The sequence below is a fragment of the Pseudarthrobacter oxydans genome (assembly GCF_030812335.1).
GTDB lineage: Bacteria > Actinomycetota > Actinomycetes > Actinomycetales > Micrococcaceae > Arthrobacter > Arthrobacter oxydans_B.
In genome coordinates, this window is record NZ_JAUSSN010000002.1 from 56,944 (window position 1) to 80,038 (window position 23,095).

At 68.8% G+C, this 23,095-nt stretch carries 21 protein-coding genes; 3 read left to right on the top strand and 18 right to left on the bottom strand.

Features of this window, described 5'->3' with window-relative positions; genetic code table 11:
• Positions 1-33 precede the first annotated feature (33 nt).
• Together J2W14_RS03460 and hflX are read right to left on the bottom strand one after the other, a co-directional pair.
• Entirely contained in the window at positions 34-2,127 is a 2,094-nt protein-coding gene (locus tag J2W14_RS03460) for an ATP-dependent DNA helicase (protein ID WP_307458457.1), read from the bottom strand.
• Positions 2,120-3,688 (bottom strand): GTPase HflX, encoded by a 1,569-nt coding sequence (hflX, locus tag J2W14_RS03465; protein ID WP_307458459.1) that lies wholly within the window; start codon positions 3,686-3,688, stop codon positions 2,120-2,122. Before hflX ends, J2W14_RS03460 begins: the two co-directional genes overlap by 8 nt.
• Positions 3,689-4,164: 476 nt before the next feature.
• Between hflX and J2W14_RS03470 the strand changes: the two genes are divergently transcribed.
• The gene (locus J2W14_RS03470; protein ID WP_307458463.1) at positions 4,165-4,779 is read left to right on the top strand and encodes a class I SAM-dependent methyltransferase; all 615 of its coding nucleotides are present in this window, start codon (positions 4,165-4,167) and stop codon (positions 4,777-4,779) included.
• On the opposite strand, the gene dapF is transcribed toward J2W14_RS03470, so the two are convergent.
• The 6 genes from dapF to J2W14_RS03500 all read right to left on the bottom strand — a co-directional run bounded on the left by dapF (position 4,760) and on the right by J2W14_RS03500 (position 10,701).
• Complete coding sequence (gene dapF / locus J2W14_RS03475) at positions 4,760-5,716, bottom strand: diaminopimelate epimerase (protein WP_307458465.1); 957 nt, start codon at positions 5,714-5,716, stop codon at positions 4,760-4,762. The genes J2W14_RS03470 and dapF overlap by 20 nt on opposite strands.
• 83 nt (positions 5,717-5,799) lie before the next feature.
• Entirely contained in the window at positions 5,800-6,720 is a 921-nt protein-coding gene (gene miaA, locus J2W14_RS03480) for a tRNA (adenosine(37)-N6)-dimethylallyltransferase MiaA (RefSeq protein ID WP_370871193.1), read from the bottom strand.
• Positions 6,721-6,897: 177 nt separating this feature from the next.
• On the bottom strand, positions 6,898-8,475 hold the full coding sequence (gene miaB / locus J2W14_RS03485) for a tRNA (N6-isopentenyl adenosine(37)-C2)-methylthiotransferase MiaB (protein ID WP_307458468.1): 1,578 nt from the start codon (positions 8,473-8,475) through the stop codon (positions 6,898-6,900).
• Between the two features lie 39 nt (positions 8,476-8,514).
• Positions 8,515-9,039, bottom strand: a complete 525-nt coding sequence (locus J2W14_RS03490) for a regulatory protein RecX (RefSeq protein ID WP_307459370.1) — start codon at positions 9,037-9,039, stop codon at positions 8,515-8,517.
• Positions 9,040-9,148: 109 nt separating this feature from the next.
• Entirely contained in the window at positions 9,149-10,201 is a 1,053-nt protein-coding gene (recA, locus tag J2W14_RS03495) for a recombinase RecA (protein ID WP_307458471.1), read from the bottom strand.
• A gap of 281 nt (positions 10,202-10,482) precedes the next feature.
• Positions 10,483-10,701 (bottom strand): DUF3046 domain-containing protein, encoded by a 219-nt coding sequence (locus tag J2W14_RS03500; protein WP_136323389.1) that lies wholly within the window; start codon positions 10,699-10,701, stop codon positions 10,483-10,485.
• Between the two features lie 44 nt (positions 10,702-10,745).
• On the opposite strand from J2W14_RS03500, the gene J2W14_RS03505 reads away from it, so the two are divergent.
• On the top strand, positions 10,746-11,255 hold the full coding sequence (locus J2W14_RS03505; RefSeq protein ID WP_307458475.1) for a MarR family winged helix-turn-helix transcriptional regulator: 510 nt from the start codon (positions 10,746-10,748) through the stop codon (positions 11,253-11,255).
• A 141-nt stretch (positions 11,256-11,396) separates the two neighbouring features.
• Here the strand turns inward: J2W14_RS03505 and J2W14_RS03510 are convergent, their stop codons facing one another.
• The 8 genes from J2W14_RS03510 to J2W14_RS03545 all read right to left on the bottom strand — a co-directional run bounded on the left by J2W14_RS03510 (position 11,397) and on the right by J2W14_RS03545 (position 20,337).
• On the bottom strand, positions 11,397-11,849 hold the full coding sequence (locus J2W14_RS03510) for a helix-turn-helix domain-containing protein (RefSeq protein WP_307458478.1): 453 nt from the start codon (positions 11,847-11,849) through the stop codon (positions 11,397-11,399).
• 140 nt (positions 11,850-11,989) lie between these two features.
• On the bottom strand, positions 11,990-12,502 hold the full coding sequence (locus J2W14_RS03515; protein ID WP_307458480.1) for a CinA family protein: 513 nt from the start codon (positions 12,500-12,502) through the stop codon (positions 11,990-11,992).
• A complete protein-coding gene (gene pgsA / locus J2W14_RS03520; protein ID WP_307458483.1) occupies positions 12,499-13,140 on the bottom strand; it encodes a CDP-diacylglycerol--glycerol-3-phosphate 3-phosphatidyltransferase in 642 nt (213 codons plus the stop codon). Before pgsA ends, J2W14_RS03515 begins: the two co-directional genes overlap by 4 nt.
• A gap of 9 nt (positions 13,141-13,149) precedes the next feature.
• On the bottom strand, positions 13,150-16,119 hold the full coding sequence (locus tag J2W14_RS03525) for an FtsK/SpoIIIE family DNA translocase (protein WP_307458487.1): 2,970 nt from the start codon (positions 16,117-16,119) through the stop codon (positions 13,150-13,152).
• 190 nt (positions 16,120-16,309) lie between these two features.
• Positions 16,310-18,001, bottom strand: coding sequence for a ribonuclease J (locus J2W14_RS03530; RefSeq protein ID WP_307458489.1), 1,692 nt, complete (start codon positions 17,999-18,001; stop codon positions 16,310-16,312).
• A 60-nt stretch (positions 18,002-18,061) separates the two neighbouring features.
• Positions 18,062-18,970, bottom strand: coding sequence for a 4-hydroxy-tetrahydrodipicolinate synthase (gene dapA, locus J2W14_RS03535; RefSeq protein ID WP_307458493.1), 909 nt, complete (start codon positions 18,968-18,970; stop codon positions 18,062-18,064).
• A gap of 78 nt (positions 18,971-19,048) precedes the next feature.
• A complete protein-coding gene (locus J2W14_RS03540) occupies positions 19,049-19,852 on the bottom strand; it encodes a carbon-nitrogen hydrolase family protein (protein WP_307458495.1) in 804 nt (267 codons plus the stop codon).
• A gap of 98 nt (positions 19,853-19,950) precedes the next feature.
• Positions 19,951-20,337, bottom strand: a complete 387-nt coding sequence (locus J2W14_RS03545; RefSeq protein WP_307458497.1) for a hypothetical protein — start codon at positions 20,335-20,337, stop codon at positions 19,951-19,953.
• 98 nt (positions 20,338-20,435) lie between these two features.
• On the opposite strand from J2W14_RS03545, the gene J2W14_RS03550 reads away from it, so the two are divergent.
• Positions 20,436-21,704, top strand: coding sequence for a heparan-alpha-glucosaminide N-acetyltransferase domain-containing protein (locus J2W14_RS03550; protein ID WP_307458500.1), 1,269 nt, complete (start codon positions 20,436-20,438; stop codon positions 21,702-21,704).
• 44 nt (positions 21,705-21,748) lie between these two features.
• Here J2W14_RS03550 and J2W14_RS03555 read toward each other — a convergent pair whose 3' ends face one another.
• Positions 21,749-22,231: a hypothetical protein gene (locus J2W14_RS03555; protein WP_307459373.1), complete on the bottom strand. Its 483-nt coding sequence runs from the start codon at positions 22,229-22,231 to the stop codon at positions 21,749-21,751.
• Positions 22,232-22,236: 5 nt separating this feature from the next.
• On the bottom strand, positions 22,237-22,995 hold the full coding sequence (gene dapB / locus J2W14_RS03560) for a 4-hydroxy-tetrahydrodipicolinate reductase (RefSeq protein ID WP_307458502.1): 759 nt from the start codon (positions 22,993-22,995) through the stop codon (positions 22,237-22,239).
• Between the last annotated feature and the right edge of the window lie 100 nt (positions 22,996-23,095).

Genomic DNA, 23,095 nt, shown 5'->3' on the forward strand with positions numbered 1-23,095 from the left:
ACATCGGACGGGGCCTTTGGCGTTCCCGCCGGGCTACGTGGCGGGCTGCCTGGATTCCTTGGCGAGCCGCTCCAGGGCCGCGAGGGCGATCGCGGGGTCGGTGGTGGGCCAGAACGGCGGCAGGGCGGCGCGGAGGAATCCCCCGTAGCGCTCGGTGGAGAGCCGCGAGTCGAGCACTGCCACCACGCCCCGGTCCGTCGTGGTGCGGATCAGGCGGCCGGCGCCCTGGGCCAACCGGATGGCGGCGTGGGTCGCGGACACGCTCATGAAACCGTTGCCGCCGGCCTGGGCCACCGCACGGGACCGTGCCGTCATCAGCGGATCGTCGGGCCGCGGGAACGGGATCCGGTCGATCACGACGAGACGACACGACGTCCCCGGCACGTCGACACCCTGCCACAGCGACATGGTGCCGAAGAGGCAGGTGTCCGGTTCGTCGGCGAACTGTTTCACCAGCGCCGTCATGGTCGAATCCCCCTGGCAGAGGATGCTCAGGTCCAGCCGCGGCCGCAGGGCCTCGGCTGCGTCCTCGGCGGCGCGCCGGGACGAGAACAGGCACAGGGCACCGCCGCCGGAGGCCCGGATCAGCTTCTCGAGCTCGTCGAGGGCCTCCGGGGACGTGCCGCGGCCGGGTTTGGGCAGGTGCTTGGCCACGTAGAGGATGCCCTGTTTCGGGTACTCGAAGGGCGAGCCGACGTCGACCCCGGTCCAGCTCGGGGCACCCGGTCCGACCAGGCCCAGGCCGGCGGCGGCCGGTTCGAAGGCGGACCCGATGGCCAGGGTCGCCGAGGTCAGGATCACGGTGTGGTCCGCGAACAGGCCCTCGCGGAGCCGTCCGGCGACGCTGAGCGGGGCGATGTTGATCAGGGCCGGCGCGGATTCGTCGGGCTGGGAGTAACCCTGCTGCGGATCGAAGGTGCTGTTGCGGGAGAACCAGACCACCTCGCGGTTTTCGCGGGCGGCGAGCAGCCGTTCGCAGAGCTCCAGGATCACCATAAGGCGGGAGCGCGCGAGCTGGCGGCCGCCGTCGGCGGTGTTGGCGCTGTCCCCCTTGGAGTCCGAGAGCGCCGCGCGGCAGGCGTCCCGCAACTGGTCCACGCAGTCCAGCTGTTCGCTGTTCAGGCCGTTGGGCATGAGACCGCTGGGGACCCCTTCAATGGCAAGTTCGAGGTTGGACGCGGCATTGTTCAGGGCGTCCACGGTGATGCCCGTGTTTTTCCGGGCCCCGGACGCGGCGACGTGCACCATCGCGACGGAGAGCTGGCCGGACACGGCGCCCGTCACCCGGTCCTGCAGCTCGTGGGCTTCATCGACCACCACAACGTCGTACTCCGGCAGGACCGCGAGGCCCTCGAAGGCGCTGACGGCCAACATGGCGTGGTTGGTGACGACGACGTCGGCATCCGCGGCGTTCTGCCGGGCCAGTTCGCTGAAGCATTCGGCCGCCAGGGGGCACTTCTGCGCGCCCAGACACTCCATTGAGGTGACGGAGACCTGCCGCCAGGCACGGTCCGTGACCCCGGGCAGGAGTTCGTCCCGGTCCCCCGTTACGGTGTCCTCGGCCCATTCGCGCAGCCGGACGACCTCCTTGCCGAGCTGGGACGACGGGCCGCCCATCGCCGCGGCGAAATGCGGGACGGACGTGTCCTCGCCGAGCGAGAAGAGCTGGCCCTCAGAGGGCTCCTCGGAGGGGAAGCCGCCTTCGAGCTTGTGGCGGCACACATAGTTGGACCGGCCCTTGACGAGGGCGACCTTGACGGGCCGTTCCAGCGCCGGGGTGATGGTCTTCAGCAGCCGGGGAAGGTCCCGGCCGACGATCTGGGTCTGCAGGGCCAGCGTGGCGGTGGAGACCAGGGTGGGCTTGTCGCTGACGAGCGAATGGGCGATGAGCGGGATCAGGTAGGCCAGGGACTTGCCGGTTCCGGTCCCGGCCTGGACCAGCAGGTGGTCGCCGCTGTCAATCGCGTGCGCCACCTGCCGGGCCATCTCGTGCTGGCCGACGCGGCTCTGGCCGCCCATGCCGGACACGGCGCGGTCGAGCAGTTCGATGACGAACTCCCCGCCGGCCGGGCCGCGTGGTCCCGCCGAAGGCTCTTCGCCGGGTTCTGTCCCCGCGGCTTCAGTCATTGCTGATGAACGAATCCAGTTCAGCGGCGAATCCTTCGCGCACCATCACGACGGCGCGGGTGCCCGCTTCCTCGTGGTCGAGGCTGAGGATTTCGGCGTCGGTCTCGTGCAGCTTGCTGAGCAGGTCCCCGCGGTTGTACGGGATCATCAGTTCGAGCTTCACGCTGGGCCGCGGGATGCCCTCGCTGATGGCCTTGAGCAGTTCCGGGATGCCCTCGCCGGTACGTGCCGACACCACCACGTGGCGCGGCTCGCGCTGCTTGAGCCGTTCGATCACGAAGGGATCCGCGGCGTCGGCCTTGTTCAGGACGATGATTTCCGGGACCTTGCGGGCGTCGACCTCGCTGAACACCTTGCGGACCGCGGCGATCTGGCCTTCCGGATCCGGGTGGGAGACGTCCACGACGTGCAGGATCAGGTCCGCGTCGGCGACTTCCTCCAGGGTGGAGCGGAAAGCCTCCACGAGCTGGGTGGGGAGTGACCGGACGAAGCCCACGGTATCGGCCAGGGTGTAACCGAGCCCGTCCGAGGTCTCGGCCTTGCGGACCGTCGGGTCCAGCGTGGCGAACAGGGCGTTCTCCACCAGCACACCGGCGTCGGTCAGCCGGTTCAGCAGCGAGGACTTGCCGGCGTTGGTGTACCCGGCGATCGCCACGGACGGCACGGAATTACGACGGCGGTTGGCGCGTTTGGTCTCCCGGGCCGGCTTCATCGCGGCGATTTCACGCCGCAGCTTGGCCATCCGGGTGCGGATCCGGCGGCGGTCCAGTTCGATTTTGGTTTCACCGGGACCACGCGAGCCCATGCCGGCACCGGCGCCGCCCACCTGGCCACCGGCCTGGCGGGACATCGAGTCACCCCAGCCGCGCAGGCGCGGGAGCAGGTATTCGAGCTGGGCCAGTTCCACCTGGGCCTTGCCCTCGCGGCTCTTGGCGTGCTGGGCGAAGATGTCCAGGATCAGGGCCGTGCGGTCGATGACCTTGACCTTGACGATGTCTTCCAGGCTGCGCCGCTGGGACGGTGCCAGTTCGGCGTCGACGACGACGGTGTCGGCGCCGGTGGACATCACGATGTCCTTGAGTTCCTGGGCCTTTCCGGAGCCGAGGAAGGTCCCGGGGTCGGGCTTGGCGCGGCGCTGCACGATTCCGTCGAGGACCTCCGAGCCGGCGGTCTCGGCGAGAGCGGCGAGTTCGCGGAGCGAGTTCTCGGCATCGGCGAGGGTGCCTTCGGTCCAGAGACCGGCCAGCACAACACGCTCGAGGCGCAGCTGCCGGTATTCGACTTCGGTGACGTCTTCCAGTTCCGTGGACAGCCCGGCGGTACGGCGCAGCGCGTGCCGTTCCTCGAGGTCCTGCTGGTCGCCGTCGTAGTTGCTGTGTTCCTCGCCCTGCCGGGAAATCGCCTGCGCCTTGCCAAGCACCGACGTGGACTCGCCGGCGGCGGGGACTGCCTTCCGGGCAGGGGTGTCCTTGGAGAGGATCCGGTCGATGACAGCTTGGATTTCCGCAGGACTCATGTCCTGGGCTGCTGAATCGGGTCCGGTGTTGGGCTGACTGGTCATGGTCTCCTTCAGAGGTTCGGCAGTTTCAGAATAGTGCCGATCGGTGTTGTCTGGGGCGGTATTCGCGCTGGGCTGACGACTATTCGTCAAATGGGGGCTCCTGGAATGCCCGCGGCAGCGGTGCCGGGGCTGGGCGGGCTCCCGCGAGGGAGCGGTGAGAAAGGGAGGGAACAGGCGTGGTGAGGCCTTGAGGAGGGAGAAACTTTCCGCCAGGCCGGGCTCCATGAGCACTGCCAGACTCCAAGTAGAGGCGCCAGGGGCTGGGTCCTTTTCAGGATCATCGCGGGGTGGCGCACTGAGCGGAAGGTAACTACCTGCGTCGCTGCGGGGACGGGAGTTAACCCGTGCCGGCTACTTGAAGTTCAAGAACATGTATTTAACACTAGCAGACGGCCCTGCTGCCAGACGGTCCATCGGCCTGCGGCCCGACGCCGCGGTTTCGCCTACGGCCCGGGGTCCAACTAATCTGGGCAGTTATGGAGTCTGCACACTATTTCAGCGCCCAGCCGGCCGGGCCGTTCACCCGCAAGCCTCTGACCGTGGAGCTTGCTGGTGAGACCCGGCACCTGCAGACGTCCTCGGGCATCTTCAGCCCGGACGGCATCGACAAGGGCACGGCCGTGCTGCTTGCCGAGGCACCCGCCCCGGCCCCGCAGGGAACGCTGCTGGATATCGGCTGCGGCTGGGGTCCGATCGCCCTGACCCTGGCCCTCCGGGCTCCGCACGCCCGGGTCTACGCCGTGGACGTCAACGAACGGTGCGTGACCCTGACCAACGAGAACGCCGCGCTGTTGGGGCTGGGCAATGTCACGGCCAGCACGCCCGACGCCGTCGACCCCGGGCTCCGCTTCGACACGATCTGGTCCAACCCTCCCATCCGGATCGGCAAGGACGAGCTGCATGCCCTGCTGCTGCTGTGGCTGCCGCGGCTGGCGCCCGGCGGCTCCGCGTGGCTGGTGGTGCAGAAGAACCTGGGGTCGGATTCCCTGCAGCGCTGGCTCGCCGCGGAACTGGACAGCAGCTTCACGGTGACGCGCGAGAGCACCTCGAAGTCTTTCCGCATCCTTCGGGTCAGGAAAGCGTCCCAGTAGCGACGATCACCGCAGGGCCGCTGAGCTCGACGTGCTCGTGGCCCTCCGCCCCGAGGAAGAACTTCACTCCGACGACGCCGCCCGGGACGTGGACGCTCCACACGTCCGGGGCGCCCTGGCCGGCCCAGTGGCGGATCGCGACGGCGGCCGCGCAGGCGCCGGTGCCGCAGGACTGGGTCTCCCCCACTCCCCGCTCATGTACGCGCATGGTGATGGTTCCGACGCCGTCGTGGACCAGCGGCTCGGACGGGACGACGAACTCGACGTTGGTGCCGCGGGGCGGCGTGGGGTCCACGTGGGGTGGGGTGAACAGCTGCGTGGCTTCCAGCTCGGCCAGCTCGGCCAGCGCCACGACGGTATGCGGGTTCCCCATGCTGACGGACAGGGCGGGCCGTGCGACCTCGAGGCCCGTTGCGCTGACCAGCGAATCCATGGCCCGTGCGGTGGCCTCGCCGGGGAAGATGAACTCCCAAGGGCCCATGTCGACGGCGTAGCCGGCGGCGGTGCGGACGATCGTTTTGGCGCCGCCCCGGGTGCCGATGGTCAGCGATTCGCCGGCGGGCAGCTCGACCAGACCCTCGGCGATCAGGAAGTGCACAAAGACGCGGACGCCGTTGCCGCACATCTCGGAGAGCGAGCCGTCGCCGTTGCGGTAATCCATGAACCATGCGGCGTCCGGGTGTTCCGTCAGCAGCTCCTGGCCCTCCGGTAGCAGCCGGGACGGGACGGCGCGGATCAGTCCGTCGCCACCGATGCCGCGGTGCCGGTCACAGAGTGCCGCGACCTGTTCGGGCGTCACTGCCAGGGTGCCGTTGGGGTCCGCCAGGAGCACGAAGTCGTTCCCGGTGCCGTGGCCTTTGGAAAACTTGAGTCCGCTCAGGGCTGCAGTGTCACCGGTGGAGTTGCGGTCAGCGGCCAGGGCCAGGGTTTCATCCATGCTCCAAGGTTACCGTTCCGGGCCGGGCCGCCGGCTGACCGCCCCGGCAAGCCGCCCCGGCAGGCCACTGCCTCAGGGGTCTTTCAGCCGGCGAGGCAGAGGGCGGCGGCCCTGGCCACGAGGTCCGGGTCCTGCCAGTCGAGCCAGTGGATCCGGGGGTCGGCACGGAACCAGGTCAGCTGCCGGCGGGCGAACTGCCGGGTCGCGACGATGGTCTCCTCCGCAGCCTGCGCCACGTCGGATTCGCCGTCGAGGAACCTGAGGAACTGGGCGTAGCCGAGCGCGCGCGGGGCCGTCCGGCCGAGCCGGAGCCCGGCGGCGTCGAGGGTCCGGACCTCCTCGAGCAGCCCGCGTTCCACCATGGCGTGGACCCGGCGGGCGAGCCGTTCCCGGAGCTCCCCGCGGTCCACCTCAAGCCCGATCTGCACCGCGGGCCGGACGTACTCGCGGGTGGGCATGAAGGAGCTGAAGGGCCTTCCGGTCAGCTCGAACACCTCGAGCGCGCGGATGATCCGGCGCGCGTCGCCGAGCCGGCCGGCGGAGACCGGGTCCACGCCTTCCAGCCGGGCGCGCAGCGGCGCCGCCCCGACGGCTTCCAGTTCCGCCTCGAGCCGGTGCCTGATGGCCGGGTCCGTGCCCGGGAATTCCAGCACGTCCAGGGCGGCACGGACGTAGAGCCCGGAGCCTCCGGCCAGGATGGCGCGTTTTCCGCGGGCGTGGATGTCGGCGATGAGCGCACGGGCCTGCTGCTGGAAGTCCGAGACGCTCGCTTCCTCGGTCACGTCCAGGATGTCCAGGAGGTGGTGCGGCACTCCCCTGCGTTCAGCCTCGGTGATCTTGGCGGTACCTATGTCCATGCCGCGGTAGAACTGCATGGAATCGGCGTTGATGACCTCGCCGCCGAGCTCCAGTGCCAGCGCGACGGCGAGGTCGGACTTGCCGGAACCGGTCGGCCCGACGACGGCGATGACCGGCAGCGCCGGTCCCGCACTGTCCTGGGCTATGCCGGCCTGGGCTGCACCGGGCTGGGCTGCACCGGGCTGGGCTGCACCGGGCTGGGCTGCACCGGTGCGGGCCGCGCCGGCCGGTCCTGCGCTGGCCGGTCCTGCGCTGGCCAGGGCTGCGCCGACCCCCGTGGCCTGGGCTTGGCCCGCCGGGGCGTCCTGCGGGTCCGCCACGGGCTAGCGGCCGCGGACGGGAAGGCTGGGCATGCCCAGGGACACTCCCGTGGTTCCGGCCGCGGATCCCGGAACGGGTGCCCCGCAGGAGTCGGCCTGGGACCTGTCCCAGGCGTCACCGGCCCGGGAGCGGCGAAGGCTGTAGTCGTCCGCCGACGCCGGGTCGGCCACGAGGTGGAACGAGGCAGCCTCGGTGATGGTCACGGTGACCAGGTCGCCGGGGCGGGGCGTCGCGGCACCGGCCGGCACGGAGAAGTGGACCAGGCGCTGGTCCTGGGACCGTCCGGAGAGCCGGTGGGTTTCCCCGGCTTTGCGCCCGGACTGGGCCGTGACCATGACCTCCACGCGCCGGCCGAGCTGGCGGGCGTTCTCCTCGGCGGCGATCCTGTCCTGCAGCGCGGTGAGGCGTTCGAAGCGTTCCTGCACCACGGCCTTGGGGAGCTGGTCCGGGAGCTCGGCGGCGGGGGTGCCCGGCCGCTTGGAGTACTGGAAAGTGAAGGCGGTGGCGAAGCGGGACTTCTCCACGACGTCGAGTGTGGCCTGGAAGTCCTCCTCGGTTTCACCGGGGAACCCGACGATGATGTCCGTGGAGATGGCGGCGTGCGGGATCTTCTCGCGGACTTTGTCCAGGATGCCGAGGAACTTGGTCGAGCGGTAGGACCGCTTCATGTCCTTGAGGACCTTGTCCGAACCGGACTGCAGGGGCATGTGCAGCTGCGGCATAACGTTGGGGGTCTCGGCCATGGCGTCGATGACGTCATCGGTGAAGGCTGCGGGGTGCGGGCTCGTGAACCGGACGCGTTCCAATCCGGGGATGTCCCCGCAGGCGCGGAGCAGTTTGGAGAAGGCCTGCCGGTCGCCGAATTCGACGCCGTAGGAGTTCACGTTCTGGCCCAGCAGTGTTACTTCGATCGCGCCGTCGGCGACGAGGGCCTGGATCTCGGCCAGGATGTCGCCGGGACGCCGGTCCTTTTCCTTCCCGCGCAGGGCCGGGACGATGCAGAACGTGCAGGTGTTGTTGCAGCCGACGGAGATTGACACCCAGCCGGAATAGACCGAGTCCCGCTTGGTCGGCAGGGTGGAGGGGAAGACGTCGAGGGACTCGAGGATTTCGAGCTGGGCTTCCTTGTTGTGCCGGGCCCGTTCCAGCAGGGCCGGCAGGGCGCCGACGTTATGGGTGCCGAAGACGGCGTCCACCCACGGAGCCTTCTTCAGGATGGTGTCGCGGTCCTTCTGCGCCAGGCAGCCCCCGACGGCGATCTGCATTCCGGGGTTGGCGGCCTTGGCCGGCGCCAGCATGCCGAGGTTGCCGTAGAGCTTGTTGTCGGCGTTTTCCCGCACCGCACACGTGTTGAACACCACGACGTCGGCCAGTTCCCCGGCGGCGGGGACGTACCCGGCGGCTTCGAGCATCCCGGACATGCGCTCGGAGTCGTGCACGTTCATCTGGCAGCCGAAAGTCCGCACCTGGTAGGTGCGGGGCTGCTGCGGGGCGGTGGGCTGCGCCCCGGGCCCCGGGGTGGACGTGGCGTCCGTGGAAGGGGTGGTGCCGGCTGCTGGGGAGGGAATGGTCAAACTCACGTGTTAAGGGTACCGGGTCGGCACGGCGGCGGGGCGTCCTCAGGAATCAGCCGGGGACCCGGCCTCCGAACCGGCCACGGCGTCGTCGAGGACTTCGCCTACGATCCGGAAGGCCTGGGACGGCTGGTAGCCCTTGCGGGCGAGCATGGACGCGAGCCGGCGCGTGGTTTTGTCCCGCTCGGCGCGGTCCTCGAACCCGGTCACGCCCCGGAGTTTGCGCTGGACGAGTTCGCGGGCTGCGGATTCCTCGTCCTCGTCGCTGAGCTGTGCCAGGGCGTCGGCGGCAGCTTCCGTGCCGATGCCCTTTTCGGCGAGTTCCCGCCGCAGCGCACCCTTGGCGAGTTTGCGGCTCTGCGCACGGGACCGCACCCACATCTCGGCGAAGTCGGCGTCGTCGATCAGCTTTACTTCCTCGAAGCGGTCCAGCACGGCTTCGGCGACGTCGTCCGGGACGTTGCGCTCGGCCAGTTTGCGGGCGAGCTGCAGCCGGCTTTTGGGCGAGTTTGTCAGCTGCCGCAGGACAATGGCCCGCGCGACAGCGGCAGGGTCCGCGTCCCGGTCCAGTTCGGCGGCAGGACCCGCCCGGCGGGCGCCGTCCCCGGGCCGGTCTGCATCGTCAACGCCGGGGGCAGGATTCCTTGACGGGAATCCTGCCCCTTTGCGCCGTCGGCCGTTAGAAGCCGTCAACGGCCTTCAGCTTCGGTTCTGCTTCGGTTTCGGCGGGGGCCTTGACGCCGACGCCGAGCTTTTCCTTGATGAGCCGCTCCAGCTCGGCAGCCAGTTCGGGGTTGTCGCGCAGGAAACGGCGGGAGTTCTCCATGCCCTGGCCCAGCTGGTCACCGTCGTAGGTGAACCAGGAGCCGGACTTCTTGATGATGCCGTGCTCGACACCCATGTCGATGATGCCGCCTTCGCGCGAGATGCCCTGGCCGTAAATGATGTCGAACTCGGCGATCTTGAAGGGCGGGGCCATCTTGTTCTTGACGATTTTGGCCTTCGTGCGGTTTCCGACGGAGTCAGCGCCCTCCTTGAGGGTCTGGATCCGGCGGACGTCGATGCGGATCGAGGCGTAGAACTTCAGGGCCTTGCCACCGGTGGTGGTTTCCGGGGAGCCGAAGAAGACGCCGATCTTCTCGCGCAGCTGGTTGATGAAGATGGCCGTGGTCTTGGTCTGGCTCAGGCGGCCGGTGATCTTACGGAGCGCCTGGCTCATCAGGCGGGCCTGCAGGCCGACGTGGCTGTCGCCCATGTCGCCTTCGATTTCCGCGCGGGGAACGAGAGCGGCAACGGAGTCAATGACAATGACGTCCAGGGAACCGGAGCCGATCAGCATGTCCATGATCTCCAGGGCCTGCTCGCCGGTGTCCGGCTGGGAGACCAGCAGGGCGTCGGTGTCGACGCCGAGCCGGGCGGCGTACTCGGGATCGAGGGCGTGCTCGGCGTCGATGAAGGCAGCGATGCCGCCCAGGCGCTGGGCACTGGCGACCGCGTGCAGGGCCACCGTGGTCTTACCGGAGGATTCCGGTCCGTAGATTTCCACGACGCGGCCGCGGGGCAGGCCGCCAATGCCCAGGGCGATGTCCAGTGCGATGGAACCGGTCGGAATGACCTCGATGGGCGCACGGACCTCATCGCCAAGGCGCATGACGGAGCCTTTGCCGAACTGCTTGTCAATCTGGGCCAGCGCTGCGTCAAGCGCTTTCTGGCGATCCGGGGCTGCGGCCATGGTTCACACCTCTAATACTTTCTCGCTGTGGAGTGGCCGTTCCGGCCCTGTGTCGTGATCGGTTGTTGTGATCAGTGTCTGTGATCGGTTTTTCTGTCACTACTGAAGCTACTGGCACCCACCGACAGAGTTGCCTGCATACCCCGCCTATGTGGAAAAAGCACTAAAAAAAGCATAGTCCTACCCGAACAGATATTCGAACAATCAGTGCGGCGTGTCAGGCGCCGGCTGCCGGCAGGGCGCTGGAACGCCGCCGGCCGGAGCCGCTGCCGGGGCCTGGGTCAGCGGGGTTTGACGTCGCGGCCCAGCCGCCGCTCGGGCGGGACATCCTGGACCTCGCACAGCGCGAGCCACACCTGCCGGGGCGGCACCCCGGCGCTCAGTGCCTGGTCTGCTGTCCGGCCGCCGACCCCCGCAAGGACCAGGGAGCTGCTGAGGACCCGGGAATACCCTGCCCCGAATTCGTCGTCCATGAGCCGCCAAAAGTCACTGATTCGCACCCTTCGAGTCTCTCACGGCACGGGAGGACTCTAGAATGGTTGCCATGAGCAACCCCGCCGAAGGCCCTGGGATCCCCGGCGGCGCTGACGATTCCACCGAAACGGCACTGACCGCCGTCGAGCACCAGCTGAGCCTGCTCTGGCGGCGCGCCCGGTCGATCTCGCACCATCTCTCCCGCCAGGTTCACCCGGACATGGAACCGGCGGCCTACGGGCTGCTTTCCGTGATCCGCAAACAGGGGCCCATGCGGCTGACCGAGCTGGCCTCCAGCATCGGCGTCGGAAAGCCCTCGGTCAGCCGTCAGATCGCTTTCCTGGAGCGCCTCGGCCTGGTCTCCAAGGAAGCCGACCCGCTCGACGGACGTGCCCAGATCATCCGGCTGACGCCCACGGGCGAAGAGCGGATGCACGAGGTGCAGGACGCGCGGCGCGAAGTCTTCCGGGAACGGCTTGGCGAGTGGCCGCTGGAGGAACTGCAGACCCTGTCCCGCTACATCGCCAAACTCAACGCCACCTACGAGCGTGACGGCTTCCCCCGGGACGAACCGCAGTAGCCCTGCAGTTCCGCCGAGGCCGGCCGCCGGCAGGCGTCACCGGCAGGCGTCACCGGCAGGCGTCACCGGCAGGCAAATACAGCGCACGCAAAAGACCCCGGCACACCGCCGGGGTCTTTTGTCGAATAGTGGGTGGCGGGGCTAACGTGCCCCGGAGAGGAGGCCCTTGGCCAATTCCTCGTTCAGGTCGGAGTTCAGCTCACGGTCCAGGTCACGGCCGTAGCGCTGGGCAAACTCCTGCGGGACGGTGTCCGGAACCGCAACTCCCTCGGCGACGGCGACTCGGTCGCTGACTTCGCGGAGCATGATGGAGAGCGGAACATCGAGGGCCGAGCAGATCGAGGAGAGCAGCTCCGAGGAGGCTTCCTTCTGGCCGCGTTCCACTTCACTCAGGTAGCCCAGGGAAACACGGGCACTGTGCGAGACTTCGCGGAGGGTACGGCCTTGGCGTTGGCGGACATCGCGGAGCACATCACCGATTTCGTGACGAAGTACAACCATCTTGCGCTCCTTCTGTTCGCTCTTAGCCTGATCGGCGAGGCCCACATCCTTCCAGCGGACAACGCCGTTAACGGATACGGGCTGCTTTACCATCTGTATCGCCTTGCTCCCTCTTTGTGTCGAGCCCGCTGGTCAAAGCGGACACTGATGATGCTTTCATCCTAGGCGCCTCCCTTATTCGGAAGCGACACAATGTAACAACTATTAGGAATCAAGTTTTGTTCCCGGCAACTTTACGCCCGGTAGCTTGCGGACGCCAGAGCCTCCAGCAGGCGTTCCAGGGCGGCGGCGCAGGCCTGCCCGCGGATCTCCGGCCGGTTCCCCTCGAAGCTGTACCCGTACGACGTCGAGCCGTCCGCGGTGGCGACGCCGATATAGACGGAGCCCACGTCCTTGCCGCCGTGCGGCTCGGGGCCGGCGACGCCGGTGGTGGCGACGCCGATGTCGGCGCCGCAGATCCTGCGGGCGCCCTCGGCCATGGCCTTGGCGACCTGGCCGTCGACGGCACCGACGGTGTCCAGCAGCTCCCTGGGCACCCCGAGAACGTCGGCCTTGACCGAGTTCTGGTACGACACCACCCCGCCCTGGAGCATCCCGGACGCGCCGGGAGTGTCGGCGAGCACGGCGGCGACCATGCCCGCGGTGAGGGATTCGGCCGTGGCGACGGTCAGGCCGCGGCCGATCGCCCCGGTGACGGCCTCTTCGGCCAGGTGATGCAGGTTGATCGGACGGTGGGGATCGGTCATGACTTGCCCTCCTGGATCTTCTGTTGCTGTGCCCGCTTGCCGCTGGCGCGCAGCTTCAGGGCCTCGATGACGTATTCGCCGCCGGTCCAGACCGTGATGGCCAGGGCCACCATCATGACCGCAAATGCCACGACGCCGAGCCACGGCGCAATCGAGGCCAGCGGGAGGATGTACAGGAAGATGGCCACGGTCTGGATGACGGTCTTGAGCTTCCCGCCGCGCGACGCCGGGATCACGCCGTAGCGGATGACGAAGAAGCGCAGGGCGGTGACACCCCACTCACGGACGAGGATCAGGATGGTGACCCACCAGGGCAGCTCCCCCAGCAGCGAGAGCATCACGAGGGCCGAACCGATCAGCAGTTTGTCCGCGATGGGGTCCGCGATCTTGCCGAAGTCGGTGACGAGGCCGCGGCTGCGGGCGATGTCGCCGTCGAGCTTGTCCGTGTAGATGGCGACGGCGAAGGTCGCCGCGGCGATCCAGCGCCAGACACCGTTCTGGGCGACCAGCCCCGGTGCGTCCAGCAGGAGGAACCAGACGAAGAACGGCACCATCACAATCCGCAGCATCGTCAGGATGTTGGGCAGGTTCCAGATCCGGGACGCGGATCCGGTGCTGTTGGCTTCGGCGCTAGTCACCTTCCTAGGCTACCGTCCGGTGAGCGACCAGGCGTCCTCGGAACCCCCGTCGTCGTCGTCCGGGCCGCCGGAGCCGCCGTTGGCGCCGTCGGCGCCGTCTGCGCCGTCGTAATACTGTGTGTTCTGGCCGCGACGGTCCAGGTCCGCGGCGACGAGGTCCTCCGCGTAGCCGCCCTGGGCGACGTTCGCGTTGGCGTTCTCGCTCAGCGCCGCGGTCTGGGAATCGGCGATGGCGGGCACCTCCATGCCCTTCATGGCCGCGAGAACGGTCGCCAGATCATCCGGTTTGACCAGCACGTCGCGGGCCTTGGAGCCCTCGGAGGGGCCCACCACGCCGCGGGATTCAAGCAGGTCCATGAGCCGTCCGGCCTTCGCGAAGCCGACCCGCAGTTTGCGCTGCAGCATCGAGGTGGACCCGAACTGGGTCGTGACCACGAGCTCGGTGGCCTGCAGCAGGACCTCGAGGTCGTCGCCGATGTCGTCGTCGATCTGCTTCTTCGGCGCCTCGGGGGCGACGTCGTCGCGGTACTCGGCCTTGAGCTGGCCCTTGACGTGCTCGACGACCTTGTGGATTTCGGATTCGGTGACCCAGGCGCCCTGGACACGCATGGCCTTCGAGGCGCCCATCGGCAGGAAGAGCGCGTCGCCCTGGCCGATCAGTTTCTCGGCGCCCGGCTGGTCCAGGACCACGCGGGAGTCGGTGACGGAGGAGGTCGCGAACGCCATCCTCGAGGGCACATTGGCCTTGATCAGGCCGGTGACGACGTCGACCGAGGGCCGCTGGGTGGCGAGCACCAGGTGGATGCCGGCGGCCCGGGCCAGCTGCGTGATGCGGACAATCGAGTCCTCGACGTCCCGCGGGGCGACCATCATCAGGTCCGCGAGCTCGTCGACGATCACCAGCAGGTACGGGTACGGCCGGATGACCCGTTTGGACCCCTCGGGCGGGTGGACCTTGCCGGCGCGGACGGCCTTGTTGAAGTCGTCGATGTGCTTGAAGCCGTAGTTGGCGAGGTCGTCGTAGCGGGCATCCATCTCGCGGACCACCCACTGCAGGGCCTCGGCGGCCTTTTTGGGGTTGGTGATGATCGGGGTGATCAGGTGCGGGACACCCTCGTAGGCGGTGAGTTCCACGCGCTTGGGGTCCACCATGACCATGCGGACCTCGTCGGGGGTGGCGCGCATCAGGATGGAGGTGATCATGGCGTTCACGAACGCCGACTTGCCGGCACCGGTGGCACCCGCCACCAGAAGGTGCGGCATCTTGGCGAGGTTCGCGACGACGTAGCCGCCCTCGACGTCCTTGCCGACGCCGATCACCATGGGGTGCTCGGTCCGCCGGGCGTTCTGGCTGCGGAGCACGTCGCCCAGGGACACGGTCTCGCGGTCCGTGTTGGGGATCTCGATGCCGATCGCGGACCGGCCGGGGATGGGGCTCAGGATGCGGACGTCCGAGCTGGCGACGGCGTAGGAGATGTTCTTGGACAGGGCGGTGACACGTTCGACCTTGGTGCCCGGAGAGAGTTCGATCTCGTAGCGGGTCACGGTGGGGCCGCGGCTGAACCCGGTGACCTGCGCCTCGACGTTGAACTGGTTCAGCGTTTCGGTCAGTGAGGCGACAATGGCGTCGTTGGCTTCGGTGCGTTCCTTGGGGATGGAGCCCGGTGTCAGCACGTCCGACGGCGGCAGCGTGTACGTCACGTCGCCCGCGAGCGACAGCTGTTCGGTGCGCTGCGGAATCGGGGTGGGCAGCGGTACCGGGACGACGGGTTTGGAGGGGACCTGCGCGGCGGCCGCCACCGCGGCGGCCCCGGGTGCGGGGGCTGCCGGGTTCAGCGAACCGGCGGCGACCATGCCCGGGGTGACGAGCGGGATCGCCTCGGTGGAGTTGTCCCCGGCCGCTCCGGCGGCGCTGCCCAGCCCCTGGGCGGCCTTGATCTTCTCGACGGCGAGCTCGGCCTGGGTGGGACGGCGCACTCCCGGCGCGACGGACCTGGAACCGGTTTTGGCGCCACCGGCGGCGCGGGCGGCTTCGGCTTCCTCGTCGGCGATGAGGGCCCGTTCGAAGGCCTCGTCGCCGACGTAGCCTTCCAGCCCGGCGTCCTCGTCCTGGTCCTTGCCGAAGAGGCGGCGGCGCTTCTTTTTGGCCGGGGCCGGGGTGTCGTTTTCGTAGAGGTAGCTGCGGTCGTGGCCGTCGGTGCTGGCGTCGTGGTCCTGCAGGTCGATGCCCATGAGGTGCTCGTAGGCGCCGCGCAGCCGGCCCGGGATGGCGCCGAACGGCGTGGCGGTGACGATCAGCAGTGAGGTGAAGGCGAGCACGCCGTACACGGCCAGCGGGACGGCCGGGTGGATGGCGGCCAGCGGGGCGGCGGCGAGGTAGCCGAGCATGCCGCCGGCCTGGCGCAGCCCGTCGAATCCCTCGGCGACGCTCGGTTCCCCGCCGATGACGTGGGCCAGGCCGGTGCCGGCGAAGGTCATGATCAGGAAGCCGATCCCGATCCGGTTGTTGCCGCGGCCGTCGACGGGCTGGCGGAACAGCCGGAAGGCGCAGACAATCAGCATGAGCGGCAGCAGCAGCGACATCCAGCCGAAGGTGCCGTTGACGATTCCGTAGACCATGTCCGGGAACCAGCCCTGGAAGCCCCACCAGGCGAAAGTGGCGACGAAGACTCCGAGCGCGAGGTTGAACAGGGCTGCGCCGTCGCGGCGGTCCTCGGGGGCGAGGTCGCTGACGTCGTAGCCGATCCGGCGGATTCCCGCCCCGACGACGTGGGCAACGCCCACCCAGGCCCCGGCCACAACCCGGACCAGCCAGGGCTGTTTGGGTTCGACGGCGGCCAGCTGGCGGGTGCGCGCGGTACCCGTTGCTCCGGAGGGCTTGCCGGTTTTGGACGCAGCCGGGCCGGAGCCCCGAGCCGAAGAGCTGCCTGATTTACCGCTGGGGTTTCCTCTAGGCGCGGAGGAAGTACGTGTCGCCATACCCGCTACGGTACCTGACTCCGGCCCGAAAACCGCGGATTTCCGGGCCTCCGCGGGGACCATGTTGCCGGCCGGAGACGCAAGAACGGCCCTCCCGGTCCGCCGCGAGCAGTAGCCTGCGGCAGGCCGGGAAGGCCGTCATGGTTTGAAGCAAGGTGCCCGGGCCACCGGGGCCTGGAGACCCGGAGCTTTAGGCCTCCAGAACCACCGGGATGATCAGGGGCTTGCGGCGGAGCTTGCGGTTGACCCAGGTGCCGACCACCCGGCGGACAACCTGCTGCAGCTGGTGCGTGGTGTGGTCCGAGCGGTTGAGCACGGCTTCTTCCAGGGCGGCGTTGATCTTGGGGATGATCTCGTCGAAGACGGAGTCGTCCTCGGCCACGCCGCGGGCGTGGATCTCGGGGCCGGAGACGACCTTGCCGGTGGCGCGGTGGATCACCGTGATGATGGAGATGAAGCCTTCATCGCCGAGCGTCTGGCGGTCCTTCAGGTCCGCTTCCGTGACTTCGCCGACACTGGAGCCGTCGACGTAGACGAAACCGACCTCGACCTGGCCGACGATGTCGGCCTGGTGGTCCCGGAGGTCGATGACGGTGCCGTTGTCCGCAAGGAGGATGCTTTCCTCGGGGACGCCGGAGTCCAGGGCGATCTTGCCGTTGGCGATCAGGTGGCGGGTTTCGCCGTGCACCGGCATCGCGTTGAGCGGTTCCAGGATGTTGTAGCAGTACAGCAGCTCGCCGGCGGCGGCGTGGCCGGAGACGTGCACCTTGGCGTTGCCCTTGTGGATCACGTCGGCGCCGAGCTTGAGCAGGCCGTTGATGATGCGGAACACGGCGTTCTCGTTGCCCGGGATGAGGCTGGAGGCGAGGATGACGGTGTCGCCCTGGCCGACGACGACGCGGTGGTCACCGTTGGCCATGCGGGACAGGGCCGCCATCGGCTCGCCCTGCGAACCGGTGGACATCAGCACCACGCGGTTGTCCGGCAGGTTGTCGATGTTCTTGATGTCGACCAGGATGCCCGGGGGAACCTCAAGGTAGCCGAGCTTCTCGGCGATGGCCATGTTCCGGACCATCGAGCGGCCGACGAAAGCCACCTTGCGGTTGTGGTTGGCCGCGGCGTCGAGGACCTGCTGGACGCGGTGGACGTGCGAGGAGAAGGACGCGACGATCAGCCGCTTGGAGGCCTGGCCGAAGAGCCGGTCCAGCGTGGGTCCGATTTCCTTCTCGGCGGTGGTGAAGCCCGGCACGTCGGCGTTAGTGGAGTCCGACATGAACAGGTCCACGCCTTCTTCGCCCAGCTTGGCGAAGTGGCGGAGGTCGGTGATCCGGCCGTCCAGCGGAAGCTGGTCCATCTTGAAGTCGCCGGTGTGCAGCACGGTGCCGCCGGAGGTGCGGAGGAACACGGCGAGGGCGTCGGGGATCGAGTGGTTGACGGCGACGAATTCGCATTCGAACGGTCCGAACTTCTGGACCTGTCCCTCGGTGACGGTCTGGGTGACCGGCTTGATCCGGTGTTCCAGCAGCTTCGCCTCGATGAGGGCCAGCGTCAGCCGGGAGCCCACCAGGGGAATGTCGGCGCGCAGGCGCAGCAGGTACGGGACGGCGCCGATGTGGTCCTCGTGGCCGTGGGTCAGAACGACGGCGACGATGTCATCGAGGCGGTTCTGGATGTAGGAGAAATCGGGCAGGATCAGGTCCACGCCGGGCTGGGTTTCCTCCGGGAAGAGGACGCCGCAGTCGACAATAAGCAGCTTGCCGTCGATTTCGAAAACGGTCATGTTGCGGCCGATCTCCCCCAGGCCGCCGAGCGGAACGATCCGCAGGGTGTCCTTGAGCAGTTTCGGCGGCGTGACAAGGCCGGGAAGGGCGGTTTGGGTCATAATGCACTACTTTCCAGGCGGTGACCGGCCTGGTCTCTACTCATCAGAAGGAACACCTGATCAGGAAAAGACCATGCCGGCTTCCGCCAAGTCCTCGCGGATGGTTTCGATCTCAGCTTCGTCCGGCTCCACGAGGGGCAATCGGACAACCGAGTTGGGCAGGACTCCCTGCCACTTAAGAACTTGCTTCGCAGCAACAGCACCCTGAATGTGGGTCATCACTGCACGGACCAGAGGGTCCAGTTCGAAATGTATGGTGCGGGCGGTGGCGAAGTCGCCCGCAAGTGCGGCATCGATCATGGCGCGGAACTGCCGCGACGCGACGTGCGCGGAGACGCTGACGAGCCCGACGGCGCCCGCTGCCATCCACGGCAGGGTCAGCCCGTCGTCGCCGGAGTACACGTCCAGGTCCGTGTTCGCGAGGACCCGGGTCACGGCGGCGAAGTCGGCCTTGGCATCCTTGAGCGCCACGATGTTCGGGTGGTCCGCGAGCCGGATCATGGTTTCGGGCAGGATCGGCACGCAGGAACGGCCCGGGATGTCGTAGACCATCACCGGAAGATCGGCGGCGTCGGCGACGGCTTCGATGTGCGCCTGGATGCCCGCCTGGCTCGGCTTGTTGTAGTACGGGGTGACGATCAGCTGGCCGTGCGCTCCGGCTTTGGCGGCGCGCTTGGCCATTTCGATCGAGTGGGACGTGTGGTTGGTGCCGGTTCCGGCGATGACCTTGGCCCGGTCCCCGACGGCCTCCACGATAACGCGGAAGAGCTTTTCCTTTTCGTCGTCTTCCAGCGTGGAGGTCTCCCCCGTGGTGCCGGAAATGACGAGGGCGTCGTTGCCGTCGTCGACGAGCTTGTTGGCCAGCTCGGCGTTCTGCTGGTAGTCGACCTCACCGTCGGAAGTGAAAGGCGTGACCATGGCGGTCACGAGGGTTCCGAACGTGTAAGAGCGGGTATCAGAGTCAGCCATATGAAAAACGTTACCCTGTCCCCGGCGTGAACCGACAATGGCGGCAACGTGATGAAGATCAAACCCGGCCCCGCTGCCTCATCCGGCGGCCGGCCCGCGGGAGGAAGGGGCAGGGCGATTCCGGGCCGGGCGTTCCCGGGCATAGCGGTCCAGGGCGCTGTAGTGCAGGGTCGCGGTCAGCACTTCCGTCCCCGTGCCGGCCGCCTGCCGGATGGGAAGTCCGTCCGGTCCCCAGAAACCGCTGCCGCCCGCCGAAGGACCGGATTCGGTGGTGCCGCCGAGGTTGGCCAGCACGCTGAACATCCGGTTGTCCATGGCCCGCGCTCCCAGGTGCAGGGCCAGCCGGTGGTCCTCGCCGGCGGTGTAGAGGGCCGAGACGGCATAGATGTCCGCACCGGCTGCCGCGGCGTCTCCGGCGTGAACCGGGCGGGCGGCGTCCAGGCAGATGGCAAGCGCGATCCTCCAGTCGTCCAGGTCCAGGATGACCGCCTGGTCTCCGGCGCGGAAGACCTGCTGCTCCGGGCCGTGGAGCGACACCTTGAAGCCGGCGTCCAGCCCGCCGTTGGGATGCAGCGCGAGCGAGGCCAGCCGGGGCGTGCCGTCCGCTTCCCGGAACGGGGCGCCGACGACCGCGGTGATCCCGGTGCGCCGGCAGATTTCCCGCAGTCCGTCCAGCCGCGGGTCCGCGGCGGTCACCCACCGCTCCGGGTCCGCCAGCCCCGTGAGGTCATAGCCGGTCAGGGACAGCTCGGGGAACACCACGAGCCGGGCGCCGTGGTCATCCGCGTCTTCGATGAGCCGGATATGTTCGGCAACGTTGGCGGGAATGCCGCCGTCGAGGGCCGTGTACTGGATGGCGGAGAGCGTCAGCGCGGTGGTCACCCTGCCATCCTAGGCACCGTGCCGCGCCAACGGCAGGCCGCCCGGGAGGAGGAGGAGGAGGAGGAGGACGAGGAGGACGACAGGCCGCAGCCGCTGCGTCAGGCCGCCGGGGCATCACCGCCCGGCGGGGCGGTGCAGTAGCGGCCCACCGCGGTTTCGCGCAGGGACTCGGCCCAGGCCGCGAGGCGCTGCGCGGCCCGCACGTAATGGAACAGCTCGGTGGGGGTCAGGGATTCGAGGTCGGTCTCGGCGAGCCGGCGGGCAAGTTCGGCCCCCGGGGCCTGCGCGGACAGGACGGTGCCTTCGCGCTGCCATTGGACGTCCTCGGCGGCTTCGCCGGCCACCAACTGCCGGAAGAGGAAGTCCACGACGCCGGGGCTCAGCGCCTTGAGGACACCGGACCCCGCGTCCGGGACGCGCTGCTCCCGACTGGTGGAGCGGCGCGTCCCGGATGCGGGGAAGACGGGCTCTGGTGTGTTGTTCATGGGCCCATGCTATTCGAACATATATTCGAATACAAGAGGGCCGCAGCCCCACAGCTTAGGGCAGGCTGCCGCACAGGCGGATATGAGACGATCGAGATATGACCCCGCGCGGAACAGCCTCCTCAGCCAGGACCGCCCGGGGCCGGGCCGGGAGCAGGACCGGAGCCGGTAAAACCGGCAGCCCCGGAGCACGACTGTCGGGCATCGACGCCGCCCGCGGGCTGGCCCTGCTGGGCATGATGGCCACGCACGTCTTTCCCACCTTCGAGTCCAATGCCCAGCTCTCCCCCACCTGGGTGGGGCTCGTGTTTTCCGGACGGGCCTCGGCCTTGTTCGCCGTCCTCGCCGGAATCGGGCTGGCCCTGTCCACCGGCAAGCAGCAGCCGCTGCAGGGTCCGCAGCTGTGGGCGGCCCGCCGGGGCATCGCTCTCCGGGCACTGGTGATCGGCGCCGTCGGGCTCTCCCTGGGCGGGCTCGAAGTGAACATCGCCATCATCCTGGTCCACTACGCCGTGTTGTTCCTGTGCGTGCTGCCGTTCCTCGGCCTGGACGTCAAACACCTGCTGGTGCTGGCCGCCGGCTGGGTGCTCGTGAGCCCGGCGCTCGCCTTCCTGCTGCGGCCCTGGCTCCTCGTGGCCCAACCGCCGCTGCAGCTCGGCCACAACCCCAAGTGGGAGGATCTGTCCACCCCCGACGTGCTACTCGGGGACCTGTTCCTGACCGGCTACTACCCGGTCCTCCAGTGGATCACCTATCTGCTGATCGGCCTCGCAATCGGCCGGCTGGCCCTCACGGCCGCCGCGGTCCCGGTCCTGCTGGTGGCGGTGGGAACCGCGGTGGCGGTCCTGGCCAAGTGGTTCAGCGTGGTGATGATGGAGGACTGGGGCGGCCGGGCGGCGCTGCAGGAGACCCTGCTCGATCCCTCGTATCCGCTGGAGAGCCTCCTGCAGGTCAACCTGGCCGGTGTGGACCAGACCGGCTCCGCCTGGTGGCTCGCCTCCAGCGCCCCGCATTCGGGCACCACGCTGGATCTGCTGCACACTTCCGGGGTGGCGGCCGTCGTCGTCGGCGTCTTCCTGCTGCTGGGCCGGCTGGTCCAGCGGATCGGGCTGGACGTGCTGCTCCCGCTGCGCGGTGCCGGCGCCCTGACCCTGAGCTTCTACACGGCCCACCTGTGCGTGATGGCCGCGCTGTACGGCCAGCCGCTGCCGTCCGGGTGGACGGTCGAGGGCGTCTACTGGGCGCAGGCCGTGGCGATCCTGGTCCTGGGCGGAATTTTCGCGGCCCTGGCGTGGCGGGGGCCGCTGGAGTGGGTGGCGCACGCCGCCAACCAGCTCGGCCGCTACCAGCCGGCCCGCATCCGGTAGTTCAGCCGGCGCCGGCCCGCGTCCGGCAGCCCGCTATCTGCGGCTCAAGCCTGGCGGGATCCCGTGCGGTACAGCCGGACGGCGTCGCGCATCGAGGCGCGCGCCCGCTTGCGGTCGCCCGCGGCGTCATAGGCGCAGCTCAGCCGGAACCAGGAGCGCCAGTCCTCCGGCGCAGCTTCCGTCTCAGCCCGGTACTTCTCGAATTCCAGGTCCGCGGCTTCGCGGATGATCCTTCCGGCGGGGGTGCGCGGCAGGTTGTCCTCCGGCAGGCCGCCCTCGGCTTCGAGGATTTTCGCCAGCTTCTCGGTGCGGGCGCCGAAGAGCAGCTCGCGGACCAGGGCCCACGCTCCGATCACCGGCAGGAGCAGGTACGCCACGCCGAGGGCCTGGGCCACCGGGTTGGCGTCCGTCATCAGCAGCACCGCGCGCTGGAAGGACACCACGAGGTAGAAGACCAGCAGGAGGGTGACGGCGCCGACCCAGATCTTGGTGCGGTTGGCTTTGAACGCGGTCAGGACGTTGGCCACGGCGCTCAAAGCCCCAGGTCCAGGTAGCCGTCCAGGCCCACGGTGAGGCCCGGCCGGGAGGCGATGTTGCGCACACCCAGCAGCACTCCGGGCATAAACGAGGCGCGGTCGAAGGAGTCGTGCCGGAGGGTCAGCTGCTCCCCCGGCCCGCCCAGCAGGACTTCCTGGTGCGCCACGAGGCCGCGGAGCCGGATACTGTGGACCCGGACGCCGTCGACCTCGCAGCCGCGGGCGCCGGCGAGCTCGCTTGTGGTGGCGTCGGGGCTGGCCGGGAGGCCGGCGGCGGCACGTTCGGCGGCGATCAGCTGTGCGGTGCGCACGGCCGTTCCGGACGGGGCGTCCACCTTCTCCGGGTGGTGCAGTTCGATGATTTCCACCGATTCGAAATAGCGCGAGGCCTTGGCCGCGAACGCGGAGGCCAGGACCGAGCCGAGGGCGAAGTTCGGTGCGATCAGGACTCCGACGCCGGCCTGGCCGGCGAGGAGCTCCTCGAGCCTGGCCAGCCTGTCGGCGTCCCAGCCGGTGGTCCCGACGACGGCGTGCATGCCGTGTTCGACGGCGAAGCGGACGTTCGCCTCGGTGCTCTCGGGGACCGTCAGGTCCACCACGATCCGGGCTCCGGCGTCGACGAGGGTGTCCAGGGAGTCGTTCCGGCCCAGCGCGGCGACAAGTTTCAGGTCCGCGGCGGCCTCGACGGCGGCCACCGCTTCGGCGCCCATGCGCCCGTTCGCGCCCAGCACGGCGACTGCGAGTTGTTCGGTCATGCCCTCAACCCTACCGCCGGGGCGGGTGCCGGCCGGAACCGGCGGCCCTGCGTTACAGGCCCGCCGCGGGCGCTGATTCCCGTGTTTAGGGCCCGGGTTT

Bases quoted from the DNA above. Each gene is read 5' to 3' on its own strand.
- J2W14_RS03460 (WP_307458457.1), bottom strand. From the start codon at position 2,127: ATGACTGAAGCCGCGGGGACAGAACCCGGCGAAGAGCCTTCGGCGGGA.
- hflX (WP_307458459.1), bottom strand. From the start codon at position 3,688: ATGACCAGTCAGCCCAACACCGGACCCGATTCAGCAGCCCAGGACATG.
- J2W14_RS03470 (WP_307458463.1), top strand. From the start codon at position 4,165: ATGGAGTCTGCACACTATTTCAGCGCCCAGCCGGCCGGGCCGTTCACC.
- dapF (WP_307458465.1), bottom strand. From the start codon at position 5,716: ATGGATGAAACCCTGGCCCTGGCCGCTGACCGCAACTCCACCGGTGAC.
- recA (WP_307458471.1), bottom strand. From the start codon at position 10,201: ATGGCCGCAGCCCCGGATCGCCAGAAAGCGCTTGACGCAGCGCTGGCC.
- J2W14_RS03505 (WP_307458475.1), top strand. From the start codon at position 10,746: ATGAGCAACCCCGCCGAAGGCCCTGGGATCCCCGGCGGCGCTGACGAT.
- J2W14_RS03510 (WP_307458478.1), bottom strand. From the start codon at position 11,849: ATGGTAAAGCAGCCCGTATCCGTTAACGGCGTTGTCCGCTGGAAGGAT.
- J2W14_RS03515 (WP_307458480.1), bottom strand. From the start codon at position 12,502: ATGACCGATCCCCACCGTCCGATCAACCTGCATCACCTGGCCGAAGAG.
- J2W14_RS03525 (WP_307458487.1), bottom strand. From the start codon at position 16,119: ATGGCGACACGTACTTCCTCCGCGCCTAGAGGAAACCCCAGCGGTAAA.
- J2W14_RS03530 (WP_307458489.1), bottom strand. From the start codon at position 18,001: ATGACCCAAACCGCCCTTCCCGGCCTTGTCACGCCGCCGAAACTGCTC.
- dapA (WP_307458493.1), bottom strand. From the start codon at position 18,970: ATGGCTGACTCTGATACCCGCTCTTACACGTTCGGAACCCTCGTGACC.
- J2W14_RS03545 (WP_307458497.1), bottom strand. From the start codon at position 20,337: ATGAACAACACACCAGAGCCCGTCTTCCCCGCATCCGGGACGCGCCGC.
- J2W14_RS03550 (WP_307458500.1), top strand. From the start codon at position 20,436: ATGACCCCGCGCGGAACAGCCTCCTCAGCCAGGACCGCCCGGGGCCGG.
- dapB (WP_307458502.1), bottom strand. From the start codon at position 22,995: ATGACCGAACAACTCGCAGTCGCCGTGCTGGGCGCGAACGGGCGCATG.